Source organism: Pseudomonas rosaeacicularis (genome assembly GCF_057128745.1).
This window is the reverse complement of record NZ_JBSKHT010000002.1, coordinates 379,957-393,783: the sequence shown is the minus strand read 5'-3', so window position 1 is coordinate 393,783 and position 13,827 is coordinate 379,957. Positions and strand designations below refer to the sequence as shown.

Below are 13,827 nucleotides of genomic sequence, written 5' to 3'. Positions count from 1 at the left end.
ATAGAATGCTAGATAATAACCATTATTATTAACGATAGCGGCCCGTTGATACCAGTGATCCCCGAACGATCCTCATGAAATGGTGCGGCGCGGCCAGGCAGGCGTCAAAGCGAGGTCTGCAGGGCGCCAGCACCACCGTAGGCAAGCATGAATACATCGACAGCCCTTTCCACGACATCCTTTACACGGTTGGGCGTGCTGGCATTCGTCACGCCTAAAATACTCATTTCCATCAGCTCAGCTTCATACAAGCCCCTGAGGTGGGCCGTTGCGACCGAGGTGTCGCAGCGTCTGAGTTGGCCACTTTGAACATGGTTTTCCAGCAGGTCGGCGACCATTTGCCATCCCCGCTTGGGCCCGCGTTCGTAAAACAATTTGCCCAGGCCCGATCGGCCACCTTCATGATCGGCCAGACGGCGTACCGCAAGCATCTTGGGTGTCAGTACCGCATTGAGGTAATGCACCCCAAAGTCGGTCAAGGTCTTGCGAATGGCGAGCTGCGGATCGAGCAACGAAAATGCGGCTTTCACCTCAACGATCGCGTTTTCACACATGACCTCAGTGAACAGCTCTTCCTTTGATGGGAAATAGCTGTAAAGGGTGACTTTCGATGCACCCGCCCGCACGGCGATTTCGCTCATTGCGGCTTGTGCGAAACCAATCTCGATAAACACTTCAAAGGCGGCATCTATGATTTCCTGTCGCTTTTTGTCTGTTTTGGTGCGCATGAGTGATTCGTCGGGGTGGGAATATGAGGGCGAATTCTACTCACTACGCACCGGCAGATTGGTTTTTATTGCCCCCGCTTGCTCCTCCGAAATAGCGATTGGGCCGAGGTCGTCGGTGCCGCGAGTACCAGGCACCGACTTTTTGACTACAAATGGAACGCAGCCCTGAGGGTGACGAACAGGTCATTCTTGGCGCGGTTCTCAACACCCGTCTCTTGATACACGTTAAACCACAGTCCGTCGCCGTCACGAATTTTCCAGAATAACCCAGGGCCTATACCGAGGACTTTTTCACGAGAGTCTTCGAGCTGGCTACCGTTGACTTTGTCGTCCGAGAGCTGTCGAAAGTAGTAGCCGTTCAAACCGGCCGAGACGTTGGGAAATATCTCGTAAGACGCGGTGAAATTTATCCAAGAGGCCTGGCCTGCCTGGGTGTCGTTTACGGCTCGCCCTTGGTATACCTGCGGCGTGCTACTGGCAGGATCTTTATCTTTCAGGTTATAGAGGTAGTACCAGCGCCAGCTCATTTCCCAGCGAGGCGCGGGCATCCAGGTCGCTGCCCAATAGGGGTTAGCTGAGAAGAAGTTGGCACCGGCATTGATATCCTTGTGCTCATCGTATTTGCCGGTTGGCAAGATGACATCCAGCGAAAGACGCTGAACGAATACGGGTCTGCCGTGAGCATCGACAATAGGATCGAACTGGATAAGAGGCCCGGTAGTGATGTCCCCAAAACCGGTGGCATTGTCTTTTAGTGCGGGTCCGCCGGAGCCAAAACTACCGTCGAGCGCGATGATCGGAAGCAAAAAACTCCAGCCCAGGTGCCCGCCAGCGCCAATCGAATCCGGGCTGTAGTAGGTGATTTGGTTCAGCCATTGGGCGCTGGTGATCTTCGGGTCGTCGAAGGCCTTGACCTTGTTTCCACTTTTGTCGCGAATCGAACTGGCACTGCTGTAGCGCAGATAGGTTTGGTACGAATACCCAGGCAGTCCCGCGAAGCCGTCATAAAAACTGGTGCCGCCCAGATTGATGCCGGCAGGTTCGCTGACGCTCGGTGGAGGCGGGCCGTCGGCTGCCATTAACCCGCCGCAGTGCGCTGAAAGCGCAAGAAAAGAGCACAGTACAGTGTGTTTGATCTTCATGGATTAGCTCTATTTTTAGTCTTGTGAGCAGCTATAGGCGTGCAACATTTTTCTCGGCTGACAGGCAACCGAACTCACTGCCGTGTCTTGGCAGCGAGGATGTCAGTCATTTTTTTGCACCCACGTTTCTGCAGCATCGAGCTGCTGCTGACGAAGATGCGGGCATCCCGAGAGTGGTGCGCGAGTGGAGGCTGTTTCGTGCTGACTTCCAGACGCCACAACAGGGCACTGCGCACGTTTGGCGGCACTTCTTCGCTCGGTAAAGGTGTCGGTAGGGTCTGCGACGATGTGTTCGCCGGACCACAGAAACCACGCGGTCAATTTCCTGAAAACCTTGACCGTGAAGGTGCTGGGCCGCTTCAGGTCGTAAGCGCTGATCAGGTGATCCGGATACAGGCTGATGATCCATTTGAAGACCACCGGGTGCAGAAGGCGGGGGAAATATTTGTCAGCGAACTGCTGAATAATCGCCGTAGCAGCGGGAGTCCCCATTTCGTGTTTGGGCACTGCTTCACTTTCCCACAGATCCATGAAAGCCATGATGCCATCGAAGCTCTCTGGAAAGTCTGTAAGGGCGGCGCCGGAAGTGGCATTGCGGAAAATTCTGGCCATGTTTGCCCAGTAATGCACGGCTGCAGTCTTTTCCTGATCAGAGATGCCCTTCATGCCAACGCGTAACATCAGTCGGTGCATGCCCGCCGCCTCATAGCACAGCGTGTAAATGTAAGTGCCATTGCGATCGAAGCTTTCGGGATAGGACTTTGCGTAATGCTCGTGGATGCGGTTGATGGACTCGACGTTCTGCCGGGTCTTGTCATGCCGCGATCCGTGGTGCCACCACACTTGCATCTTCCACGAAGTGTCATCGGACCTGGCGTCTGGCTTTTTGAGAATCTTGCCCGCCCCGCCATCAAACAATGGAAGGGCGTCGAGTCGACGAACGAAGAAGTGGGGGAATGTGACGGCGTAGATCAGATTCATGATGAAATCGGTGGGCCGGTAGGCGGTGGCCAGCTTCCAGATTTCGTCATAGTCGGTGGTGGCGTCTAGCTGTCGAATTCGTTCTGCAATCCAGTGACGTGCCATGGCGGGTCCTCTCTTGTTTTTATAGACGCGGTGCAGCCTCTGCGGGCTGCCCTTACACGATCAGAACAATATGAGGAATCGGCGCGTTAATCTTCAGTCTGGCAAACCAGTTGCGCGACCGTTTTTAGTACCGCAGTACCAATGCATCGCGTTGGACTGAAAACCTCACGGGTCAGGTTTGGCAAGCACTGTGAGGTTTTCTTTGAGGACGCGCTCCGCGAAGCGTTCGACGAGGTGAAGCGCGCAGCGGAGTTCCAGCTCTCTCTCCCGGGCAGAGTGGTTCAGAAGCGCCTCAATCTGCTGCAGTCGATAGACCAACGTATTGCGATGGATGCCCAGCGCCTCGGCGCCGTGCAGCAAGCTGTTGCCGGACAGCAGGTAAGCGCCAAGCGTTTTGCGGTGGGCTGCCGCCTTGGGCGATTTTTCGGCCAGAGGGCCCAGGACTGAGTGGACGTACCAGGCGGCTTTTTCCAGATCCTGGCCGAGCAGAATCGTCAGGAGATGATCCGACCAGCGCAGGACACCTTTGATCGAGGACGGTGTCCCGACGCTGCCGACATCACGTGCCTGCAGGTGCGTACGTCTGAATCCATCGTGCCCATTGGCCGCTTCGCCCAAGGCACATCGCGCGCCCGTGACGTGAGCCAGTGCGTCTTCCAGGCGCCTGATCTGAACGAGGGTAGGTGGGTGCGGCGTACTTACCCAGGCCCAGGTGATTTGCTGGGTGGCCGAGACAACGAGCGCTGTGCCGCCGACGAGCGCCTTCTGCAGATTTCGTTGCAGTTTGCTCAAGTCAGCATTGTGTTTGGCGGTGATGTCGGAAATGACGATCCCGATATGGAAGTGCTGAAGGTCAAGGCCGTGATCATCCTTGATCTGCTTGAAGTCGACCTCGTCCAGCGAAGCCTCGTGTGTGATCAGCTTTTCGACCAGGGCACGACGTTTGGCGATCTGGCCTTCCATGAGCAATTGACGCTCATCCAGATACGCGAGCACAAAGTACTCAATCAGTTCATCGACCACTCCCGCACCGCAGGTGACCAGCCGCTGCACTGTTGCCGGCGAGAGCGTCCGGGATTCGGACGCCGCAAAATAGCTGTTGATCCAGTTGATCTGATTGGCCCGCATATTTTTTACGATGCTGCTGAAAGGCACCTCCCGGCGAGCGGCCTGTCGTGCCATCGACGGAATCAGTTTAAGTGTGTGGTGATCGCTGTTTTTCAGCACTGAACTCATGAAAATGTCGAGGATCAGGGTTTCCAGATTCAGACGTATTTCCGACGTCGGCAAGTCGGGCACCGTTTGAAACTCGCCTTGCAGACGCTCAAGGGATTTTGCCGCTTCTTCCAACGCCCAGGCCACGCCACCTTCCCCCATCTGAGCGACGGCTTCATTCAACTGCTGAGGAGCAACCGCTGCAGCGGCAAATACTTGTTCTATCGAGGTATTTGGCTGCAGGTGCAGGTATAGGTCAGACTTCACGCGTGACTCCTTACGCATCAGATCAAACAGTGGCGCGTTCGTTATTCAGGCACTGACACAGGTCAATCTCCCGAAGTTCCAGTGTAGCGCGGCGGTAGTACTGGAATACCAAAAGCTTGCGCAAACTTGGCTGCGCAGGCCGGAGACTCTTCTGGGCTAACGTTCTAGGGTGGCAGGCAATCGAGAAAGGCCCAGGCTCCCGCTGCAATGGCTACGGTCACTAGCTGCATCAAGGGAGGCCCACGGGCCCTTTATCGTAAATGCCGTGTGCGATTCAAAGATGAGAGGAACACTATGACTGCCCCAAAAAAGTGGATTCAAGCCAAGATCCAGACCCTTGACCCTCACAAGGACTACGTTGAGATCTGGCGTCTGTCGAACAGCTACGGGCTGAACGATTTCATGCAGAATTTCATCTATGCGTTGACGTTTCCCAACTTCGTCGTCACCGACTGGGGCTCAAGAGCAGTCTGGCGCGAGGACGGGGGCAAGGTCGTGGCCCGCTCTACCTCGCGAGTAGAACAGACGGGGAGCGCCAATGCGCTTTGGTGGTTTTACGGCCCCCAGGACAGCCGCACGATCAAATCGGTAGAGGGCATCAACAATCTGCACGCGCATTGGGCCAAACAGTTTCCGGGCGCCTTTTCTTACAACGATGATTACGTGTACGTCTGTGCCTTCACCGCGATCACGATGCACCGCCTGAAGTTGAAGATGGGTGCTCCAGGGCTCAGCGACAATGAGAAGATTGCCGCTCATCTGTTCTGGCGCGACATGTGCCAACTGTTCCGTGCTGAAAATGATCAGCCAATCACTGGATATCCCGACAGTTTCGATGGTTTGGTCGAGTTCTGCGAAGGCTTCGAAAACGCTCCCAAACCCAAACTTGAGCGTGGCAACCTGATCATCACAGCTATTCATGAGCAGTTCGTTTTCCGTTTCTTCCCCAAAGAGCTCCATTGGTTTGGCCACCAACTTCTGCGCTCCATGTCGCTGACGACCACCCTCGATACCATGCAAGTGGATCGACCGGACCCGGCCGCTGCGCAGCTTTTACCGCAACTGGCCGGCTACATGATGGGCATGATGGAGATGAATTCTGACGATCCGACCGAAAGTTACATTGAGGAAAGGATGAATATGTCCAGTGAGGAAAAAGCGGACGTACGCAAAGGCATCCAAGACCTCGACAAACAATTTCCCGAGCATTACATCGAAAAATACAAGGACGATCCGAAGTTTGTGGGATGTCCATTCCACGCAGCCTTAGGTGGCGCGAGCCCGCAATCTGCATCCGATAAGCAGAGCATCAGGTCCATTGAAGCCCAGGTTGCAGCACTGGGGGGCGATGACGAATAACACGCTTCAGCGTTTTGACGTCGATGACAATCAGCCCCGATCGGGGCTGATTGCACGTTGTGTCCCGTGCTTTAGAACGGGTACTGATGACCGCCCGGTTGCCAGGTGATCCAGTGAGCTCGAGTAAATTCATCAATGGCATAGTGACCATTGAAGCGGCCTAGGCCGGAGTTCTTTTCCCCCCCGAATGGCGCATTTGGCTGGTCATCCACCGTAATGTCGTTGATGTGAGTCATGCCCGCCACAATGCCCCGCGCAAATTGCAGACCCCGCGCCATGTCTTTGGTGAACACTGCGCTGGACAGTCCGTATTCGGTTCCGTTGGCCAATCGCAAGGCATGGGCTTCATCTTCGGCGATCAACAGTGGCAACAGCGGGCCGAACGTCTCGTCGCTTGCCAGCGGGTCATCGCTTCTGACCTCGCCGAAGACATGGGGCGGCAATAACAGACCCTCAGCAGCACCACCAAACAGTTGCTTGAGTCCGCCGGTGCGCGCGTGGTCGATTTTTTGCAGCAGCCCGTTCAACTGCGAATGATTGACCACAGGCCCGATCACCGTGTCGGCATCATGGGGATCGCCAACTTTGAGTTTGCGCACCCGCTCAACCACCAGCTCGGCGAATGCCGGATAGAGCGAACGATCGACAATCACCCGGTTGACGCTCATGCAAATCTGGCCTTGGTGCAGGAAGCGACCGACGACTGCCGCGTGGGCCGCTACTTCGATGTCGGCGTCGTCGAGGACCACCAACGGGGCGTTGCCCCCCAACTCCAGTGCTACGCGCTTGATGTGCTTGCCACCGGTGGCGATCCGTCCCACGTTACGACCGACGTCGGTGGAACCTGTGAAAGAGATCAGGCGCGGTACCGAGTGTTCGACGAAGGCGTCTCCAATCTCGGAGCCAGCGCCCACGACGACATTGAGTGTTCCGCTGGGGAAACCTGCTGCTTCCAGCAGGTAGGCAATCAGCAGGCCGCCGGTTACAGCCGTATCACTCGCCGGCTTGAGCACCACGGTATTACCCAACGCCAGGGCAGGCACCACAGACCGCATGCTCAGGTATAACGGAAAATTCCAGGGGCTGATGACGCCCACCACCCCCAGCGGATCGCGGAACACGAAGCTCTGCTCGCCTGGCTTGTAGCTGGTCAGAATACGACCCTCTACGTGCATCGGCATGCTGGCGCACTCGCGGACCAGATTCAGCGTGCTTTGGTATTCGATGCTGGCCTTGATTCGCGTGCTGCCGGACTCTTTGATCAGCCAGTCGATGATTTCTTCCCGACGCTGGTCAACAACGACCGCAAGTTTTTCGAGCAGCACGGCACGTTGGCCAGCATGTAGTGCAGCCCACTCCACCTGGGCTTTTTCCGCCGCCAGGTACGCCTCGTGCAGGTCATCAACGGAGGCGAGGGGCATTTCCAGCAACAACGCGTTGTTGAACGGATTGCGGTTGTCCAGCCGTTTGGTTGAACGGCCAGCGCGCCAGTGACCGTTGATGTATTGGTGGCCCTGAATGACAAACGGGGCAGGGGCAGTCTGATTGCTCATGGGAACTCCGTGATCGGTTCGAAAGGACTCGTTGGCGTGAGGCGTCAAGTGCGTATCCACGCACGACCCCAAGAGTTCAAGGTGTATTCGCTCTGTGGCCACACTCCGGCTTCATGCTCGGCGTGCTTGATTTCCAGTTCCGCCGAAAACTCCAGGCGATTGCGGTCGGCGTCCACAACCATGAAAAACAGGTTGTTGCCTGGGCCGTGTCGGCCAGGTCCGAAAAAGATACTGATGCGCTCTTTGGCAAACCGGTCGCCCCAGTCGCGGATGTCGTTCCACTCATTGGTTTCGTAGCAATGGTGATCCCATTCATTGTTCGATCCACGGAAGAACGCCAGAGAGTGGTGCTCATCGTCAGAGCGCAGGAACACCACCATGACTTTGCCGGTTTCCTGATCCACAACGTTGTCGGAAATGGTGAACCCGACGATATTCACGTAGAAATCGACGATGGTCTCCAGCTCCGTGGTCTGGAACACCACATGCTGCAAGCGCGCCGGCATTCCCTGTAGCGGCTCGACGGCATCGGCGACGGCAACACCAAAAACGGTTTGGCGACCCTGTGGGTCACGGATCGCGAATGCGCCTGACTCAAGCAGCGGTGAAGCCAGTGACTCCATCGGGCAACCGCGCTGGGTGAGCTGTTGGCGCAAGGCCTCCAGCTTGTCTGTGGAGTGCAGGTTGTAGGCGGCCGCCAACAGGCCGCTGTGATCGGCCGATGAAATGATCGCGGCGCGCTTGAGGCCGCGCATGACATGGCTGCCATCAGGCTGCGGCAAGGCGGTCATATCCAGCATGCGAGTGTAGAAATCCACTTGGCGCTGAGGGTCTTTGCTTGCCAGATGCAGGTAGCACAGTTGGGCCGGTGTTGATGTCTGAAGGGTTGTCATGGATAGCTCCGCGATCAAAGGGTCACAGGAATGGAATAGGTTTGAGCAGAGTTTTCGGTCGCTCGCGACATCTGCGTGATACCCATCACAGCCTGTAGCTCCAGTGCTGTTCGGGTTTCGTCTGACTGGGTAAAAATCGCCGCCACGTAACGGTCAGGGCGCAGCAGTACAAAGGCGTTGGCTTCACCCAGCATCGCCTGAAGTTCGCCGTGGCGGTCGTGAAGGATCTGCACGCCTGGCACCGGTTCCGGGATTGACGCGTCGCGTTCAATGATGACGATGCGCCTGGCCTCCAGATGATCCCAGAGCGGGTGTTGCAATTGATCAATGCGCTCGCGGCGCATATCGCCGTACTGGATCAGTGCGAATCCAGGGCCGATGTATTCGTCAAGCAGCCGAGCGTTGCCGCCGGCATCGAAGAGCGTTGGCTGGGGGAACATCGTGCCGGCGTTAAGATTGCCTGCCTTGCCTTTGGTCAACACCAGCCCTTGTGTGAAACGCGGTTTGGGCTTGAATTTCATCTGCAGGAAATAGTCGCGCAACGGCGGAACCAGGCCAATGAGTCGGAACGTATGGCTGATGATTCTGGCGCGCAGTGCCGACACGGGTGCCATCACCACGCCCAGGTTCAAGGCCAGCTTGATCAGCGCCCAGGCATGGTCTCGGCGCTCTTGCTCATAGCTGTTCAACGCGCCAGGGGCTATCTGGCCCTTGAGCACAGAGATGAGCTTCCAGCCGATGTTATGGGCATCGCGCACGCCGCTGTTCATGCCTTGCCCTGCATAGGGAGGGGTCAGGTGCGCAGCATCGCCGGCCAGGAAAACCCGCCCGTTCTGCCAGCTCGATGCCACGCGGGCGTGGAAGGTGTAAACGATCTTGCGGACCAGCGAGAATGGCTTGTCACCTCTAAGCGGACGCAGCAAATCGCGAAGGCTGGCGTCGCTGAGCATTTGCTCGTCCGTTTCGTCAGGTTTGAGCATGAACTCAAAACGACGGGTCTGGTGAGGGCCTGGGACTTCTACGATCGGCCGTTGTGCATCGCAATAAACACGAGTCTGCCAGAACGGATCGTCGTCCTGATCCAGGTCCACCACCAGCCAGCGTGATTTGAAACTGGAACCCACCATTTCTATGCCCAGCTGCTTACGCACCGGGCTTCTGCCGCCGTCGCACGCAACCATGTATTGAGCCCGTACGCTGAGGTTTTCACCGGCCTCATTACTCAGCCGTGCGGTGACGCCCTGGTCGTCCTGTGTAAAGTCGATCAGCTCATGGCAGAACAGCGGCGCCAGGCTGGCGAAGCGTTTCATCCCGTGCTGCAGCGTGCGCTCGAACAGGGGCTGGCGGAAGGCGTTACGCTTGGGAAAGCCAAACAGCTTGCCGACCGGCTCGACCTTGCCGAAGCAATGCCCCCCGGGCTTATCGAAGTAGTGAACGCCATAACCTTTGACCACATCGGCCAGCACCGCTTCATCAAGCCCGGCCGCCTGCATGGTACGCAGCGATTCGTCATCGATCGAAACCGCACGCGGTTCAGTGACCGTCCCGGCCTTGCGATCGACGATGGTGGTGCGAATGCCAGCCTGCCCCAACAGGTTGGCCAAAGTCAGGCCCGTGGGGCCGGCGCCGATAATCAGTACATCGGTGTCTATGGGTGAAAGGGTTGTCATTATTATTCCCTCCTGAGCAGCGTGGTGGTCAGTCCAGTTTTTCAGGTCTGTGGGCCAGTGCTGCCATGAGCTGAGAAAGATTGTCGGCTAACGTGAGTATTTGCAGGCCGTGTGTTTCATCCAATGCGCTGTCGTGTTGCGCAGCAGGTCGCACACAGCTGATGCTGCCCACGACCTTGCCCTCGCCATCAAAAATGGGGGCTGCCAGACCGAATACGTCTTCGTCCACTTCGCGGGTGCTGATCACATAGCCCTGACGGCGCAGCCGTTGAAGCGAGCGCCGGAACTGCTCCCATGTCTTGCCCAAGTTGCACGTCTGGACCTCGTCCGGGTTTTCCAGAAACAGCTGGCTCTGCTGCCGTGAGCCCATGTTGGCGAGGATGGCCTTGGAAGTAGCCCCCATGAACAGGGGCCTTGGCGAGCCGCGGGAATAACTCACCTGGCTGGCCATGTTGCCCGTTTGGTGAATGCAGACCACTTGATCCTTGAACAGCCGGCACACCAGCCACACCTGTTCTGAACCCCATTGCGGAAAGGTCGATTCCAGTGAATGGGCAGCACGCACCAGTGGATCACTGACGCGCAACTGACGGTCCCAGGTAATGATTCTCGCGCCGAGCGCGTAGCGTCCGGCTTCTACCTGAAACAGCAGGTTTGCGTCAGTCAGCTCACGAACGTAGCGGTAGGCCGAGGAGCGAGTGAACCCCAGCTCACTGCCCATGCCATCCACCGTCCAGATCGGGTGGAGTTCGGTAAACAAATCCAGGATCCGCAGCATTCGCTCAAGACTTGAGCCTTTGCTTTCAGCGAACTCTTCAGGTGCTTCTTCAGAATCGAGCGGTCGGTGCATATCAGTGCTCGTCCACGATGCTGTTGCGCAGAACGCCGATGTGCTCGATCTCGATTTCGACAACATCTCCTGGTTTCATCCAGACGGGCGGTTCGCGAAAGGCGCCAACGCCGCCGGTGGTGCCGCTGACGATGACATCGCCGGGTGCCAGTTCGGTAAAGGCGGTGCAGTATTCGATCAACTTACGTACGTCGAAAATCATGTCGCTGGTACGGGTGTGCTGCATCACTTCACCGTTCAGGCGCGTGGTGAGCTCAAGGTTCTGGGGGTCACCGATTTCGTCGCTAGTCACCAGCCATGGCCCAAACCCGCCGGTGGCCGGGAAGTTCTTGCCAGGCACGAACTGAATGGTGTGCTTCTGCCAGTCACGCACGCTGCCATCGTTGTAGCAGGCATAACCTGCGACGTAATCCAGCGCCTCTTCTTGCTTTACATGCCGGGCGGTTTTACCGATGACAACTGCCAACTCCCCCTCAAAGTCCAGCTTATGGGAAACCTTGGGGCGAACGATCGGTTGCAGGTGCGCCGTCTGGCTGTCGGCAAACCGCGTGAAGATCATCGGATAGGTCGGCATGTCCCGGCCTGTTTCGCGCACATGGGTGGCGTAGTTGATGCCAATGCAAAGCACTTTGCCCGGGTTGGCAATGACCGGCAGGAAGGTGATCTCATCAAGCGCAATGCGCGGTAGATCTGCCAGTGCTTCGGCGTCGAGCTCGCTCAGTCGGTTGCGGGAAATGGCCTCTTTGAGGTCGCTACCCAGTTGTGATTTCAGTGATTCCAGATCGATGATCCGGTCGCCCTGGACGATGCCGTAAGTGGCGCGGTTCTGATAAACGAAGCTAGCGATTTTCATGGATATGCCTCTGATTGAATTAACGGTTAGGAGCGGCTGGAAGAGGAGCGATCGGCCGCTTGCTGGAGGGGTCAAGACGCAACAGGCTAATGGCGAACAGTGCGATCAAACCCGGTATCAGTGCGGCGCCGAGAATATCTGTCAGAGCCCAACCGGCCGCGAGCATCAAGCCTCCGCAAACCGGGCCGCATATCGAGCCGATGCGGCCGACACCCAGTGCCCAGCCCACTCCGGTCGAGCGAATTTCCTGCGGGTACAGCTCGGCCGCCAGCGCGTTGAGACCTGCTTGTGCGCCTTGCACCAGGATGCCCAAAACCAGCATGGCGGGAAGAAACGAATAGAGCGTGATCGGCAGCTGGTTGAGCAGCAGAACGATGGCCAGGTAGCCTGCGAATTCGCTGGTCAGAACGTTGATCGAGCCCCAGCGATTCATCATCCAGCCCTGAACGACCGAGCCGATGACCCCACCCAGACTGAAGAGAATGATCGCGCGGATGCCTGTACTCAGCGGTGCATGGGATGCGACCAGTACCGTCGGGATCCAGCTCATGATGAAGTAGAGAATCAACAGGTTCATGGCGTAGGGGAGCCACAGCAGAAGGGTGCGGCGCCAGACACCCGAGGTGAACAGTCGGCTGATGGACGTATTCGACCTTTGCACCGAGCGTCCGCTATCCAGGCCTGACGGCAAGGTGTGCAGGTCAGGGGCAAGTCGCTTGATGATTGACGTTAGTTCCTCAGTGTTTCTGGCGTTACGGCTGAGAAACTCGACTGACTCGGGCAGGCGCCAGGCAACAGCGCCCGCAACGGCCAGCGGAAGGGCTCCCCCTATAAGGAACAGATTTTGCCATCCGGTAGTGGGCAGCCATTGATCAACGCTCAGGCCGGCGATCATCGCGCCCAGCGGCATACCGCAGAACAGCAGTGTGACGGCGCTGCGAGCATAGCGAAGGGGACTGTACTCGGCGGTCAATGCCACCAGGTTAGGAATGGCGCCGCCCAGGCCGATGCCGGTAATCAGACGGACCACGAACAACTGCTCGATGCTGGTCACGAACGCAGTCAGCAGAGCAAAGCAGCCAAACAGCAGGATGGAGACAACCAGGATTTTTTTGCGTCCCAGTCGGTCTGCCGCGGGCGCCAGCAGCAACGCTCCCAGCATCAAGCCAAAAAGACCTGCGGCAAACACCGGAGCGAATGCCTGGGGTGCCACGTTAAGCGTGGCAGACATGGCGGTGACCAGAAATCCGACAATCTGTGTATCAAAGCCGTCGAGGACGGCGACTAACACGCATAGGACAAGGACTTCGATCTGCAATCGGCTGACAGGACGGCTGTCGATGACATCAGCAAGGGCATTGCTGGTAGTGGGTTCATGCATGGCGCACGCCTCGTATTGTTTTTATTGTCGTTGGGCAAGCAAGTGCCCGGTGACTGAAATCAAATCTATGCCCTTCTGAAAATCCTGTAAAGCAGGAATTATAAACAAATCCCAAATTGCAGGAATATTAGGTTATTTTGCGGGCCTGTTTTGTGTGGGCCGGTAGGCGCTAAGGAAGACGGCGACGGCGTCGATGATGGTTTTATCGATCTGATCTGCCGCCAAAGGGCTCACGATATTCCAGAGTTGATGCTCCACTAGCCCGGCCTCACACAACGCTTTGAAATGCAGGGCGCACCTGAGTGTATCGCCGTTTTTGATTTGCTTGCGCTCCATTGCGGTCGCCATCACGGCCATAAGGTCGAGCAACGTTCTGCCTGGTCCGTTGCCGTAGAAAATACGGCTGAGTTCAGGTGTACGCAGGGCCTCGGCGATGATGAGGCGATGCACCGCGAGGATCTCGGGTTTGAGCGACAGGCGAAGCAAGTTATGGCCTAGCGCAATCAACGTCTTTTCAATGTCCTCACCCGGCTCTGGCAGGTCGAGCAGGCCTTCGCAGACATCCTCGCCTGCAGCGATGACGCAGGCCTCAAACAGCAATTCCTTGGTCGCGAAGTAGTTATAAAGCGTCACTCTGGACCCGCCAACCTGCGAGGAAATAGCGGCCATGGACACCGCCGCGTAGCCATGTTCGAGGAATAATTTCCCCGCGATATCGATGATGGCGCGGCGGCGCTTTTCGGTTTTTACACGCATGATCCGTTCGTCCCTATAAATGGGCAGCATTGTACATTTAACTTGACGCCCCTCGTAAACTCACTTTATAAATG

General features: G+C 57.0%; 12 protein-coding genes. 1 reads left to right on the top strand and 11 read right to left on the bottom strand.

Annotated elements, in window-relative coordinates; all coding sequences use genetic code 11:
• Window positions 1-104 precede the first annotated feature (104 nt).
• From ACWKWM_RS04245 to ACWKWM_RS04230, 4 genes are all read right to left on the bottom strand, one after another.
• Window positions 105-728, bottom strand: a complete 624-nt coding sequence (locus ACWKWM_RS04245; protein WP_483844907.1) for a TetR/AcrR family transcriptional regulator — start codon at window positions 726-728, stop codon at window positions 105-107.
• Between the two features lie 146 nt (window positions 729-874).
• Window positions 875-1,870 (bottom strand): SphA family protein, encoded by a 996-nt coding sequence (locus ACWKWM_RS04240; RefSeq protein ID WP_483844906.1) that lies wholly within the window; start codon window positions 1,868-1,870, stop codon window positions 875-877.
• A gap of 102 nt (window positions 1,871-1,972) precedes the next feature.
• Complete coding sequence (locus tag ACWKWM_RS04235; protein WP_483844905.1) at window positions 1,973-2,956, bottom strand: hypothetical protein; 984 nt, start codon at window positions 2,954-2,956, stop codon at window positions 1,973-1,975.
• A gap of 165 nt (window positions 2,957-3,121) precedes the next feature.
• Complete coding sequence (locus tag ACWKWM_RS04230; RefSeq protein ID WP_483844904.1) at window positions 3,122-4,438, bottom strand: PucR family transcriptional regulator; 1,317 nt, start codon at window positions 4,436-4,438, stop codon at window positions 3,122-3,124.
• A gap of 294 nt (window positions 4,439-4,732) precedes the next feature.
• Between ACWKWM_RS04230 and ACWKWM_RS04225 the strand changes: the two genes are divergently transcribed.
• Complete coding sequence (locus ACWKWM_RS04225) at window positions 4,733-5,797, top strand: hypothetical protein (protein ID WP_483844903.1); 1,065 nt, start codon at window positions 4,733-4,735, stop codon at window positions 5,795-5,797.
• A 71-nt stretch (window positions 5,798-5,868) separates the two neighbouring features.
• Here the strand turns inward: ACWKWM_RS04225 and ACWKWM_RS04220 are convergent, their stop codons facing one another.
• The 7 genes from ACWKWM_RS04220 to ACWKWM_RS04190 form a co-directional block, all read right to left on the bottom strand.
• The gene (locus ACWKWM_RS04220) at window positions 5,869-7,350 is read right to left on the bottom strand and encodes an aldehyde dehydrogenase family protein (RefSeq protein WP_483844902.1); all 1,482 of its coding nucleotides are present in this window, start codon (window positions 7,348-7,350) and stop codon (window positions 5,869-5,871) included.
• A 44-nt stretch (window positions 7,351-7,394) separates the two neighbouring features.
• On the bottom strand, window positions 7,395-8,243 hold the full coding sequence (locus ACWKWM_RS04215; RefSeq protein WP_483844901.1) for a VOC family protein: 849 nt from the start codon (window positions 8,241-8,243) through the stop codon (window positions 7,395-7,397).
• 14 nt (window positions 8,244-8,257) lie between these two features.
• Complete coding sequence (locus ACWKWM_RS04210; RefSeq protein ID WP_483844900.1) at window positions 8,258-9,913, bottom strand: bifunctional 3-(3-hydroxy-phenyl)propionate/3-hydroxycinnamic acid hydroxylase; 1,656 nt, start codon at window positions 9,911-9,913, stop codon at window positions 8,258-8,260.
• A gap of 28 nt (window positions 9,914-9,941) precedes the next feature.
• A complete protein-coding gene (locus ACWKWM_RS04205; RefSeq protein ID WP_483844899.1) occupies window positions 9,942-10,763 on the bottom strand; it encodes an IclR family transcriptional regulator in 822 nt (273 codons plus the stop codon).
• A 1-nt stretch (window position 10,764) separates the two neighbouring features.
• The gene (locus tag ACWKWM_RS04200; RefSeq protein WP_483844898.1) at window positions 10,765-11,616 is read right to left on the bottom strand and encodes a fumarylacetoacetate hydrolase family protein; all 852 of its coding nucleotides are present in this window, start codon (window positions 11,614-11,616) and stop codon (window positions 10,765-10,767) included.
• A 19-nt stretch (window positions 11,617-11,635) separates the two neighbouring features.
• A complete protein-coding gene (locus ACWKWM_RS04195) occupies window positions 11,636-12,997 on the bottom strand; it encodes an MFS transporter (protein ID WP_483844897.1) in 1,362 nt (453 codons plus the stop codon).
• Window positions 12,998-13,129: 132 nt separating this feature from the next.
• Window positions 13,130-13,753, bottom strand: a complete 624-nt coding sequence (locus tag ACWKWM_RS04190) for a TetR/AcrR family transcriptional regulator (protein ID WP_483844896.1) — start codon at window positions 13,751-13,753, stop codon at window positions 13,130-13,132.
• Window positions 13,754-13,827 lie beyond the last annotated feature (74 nt).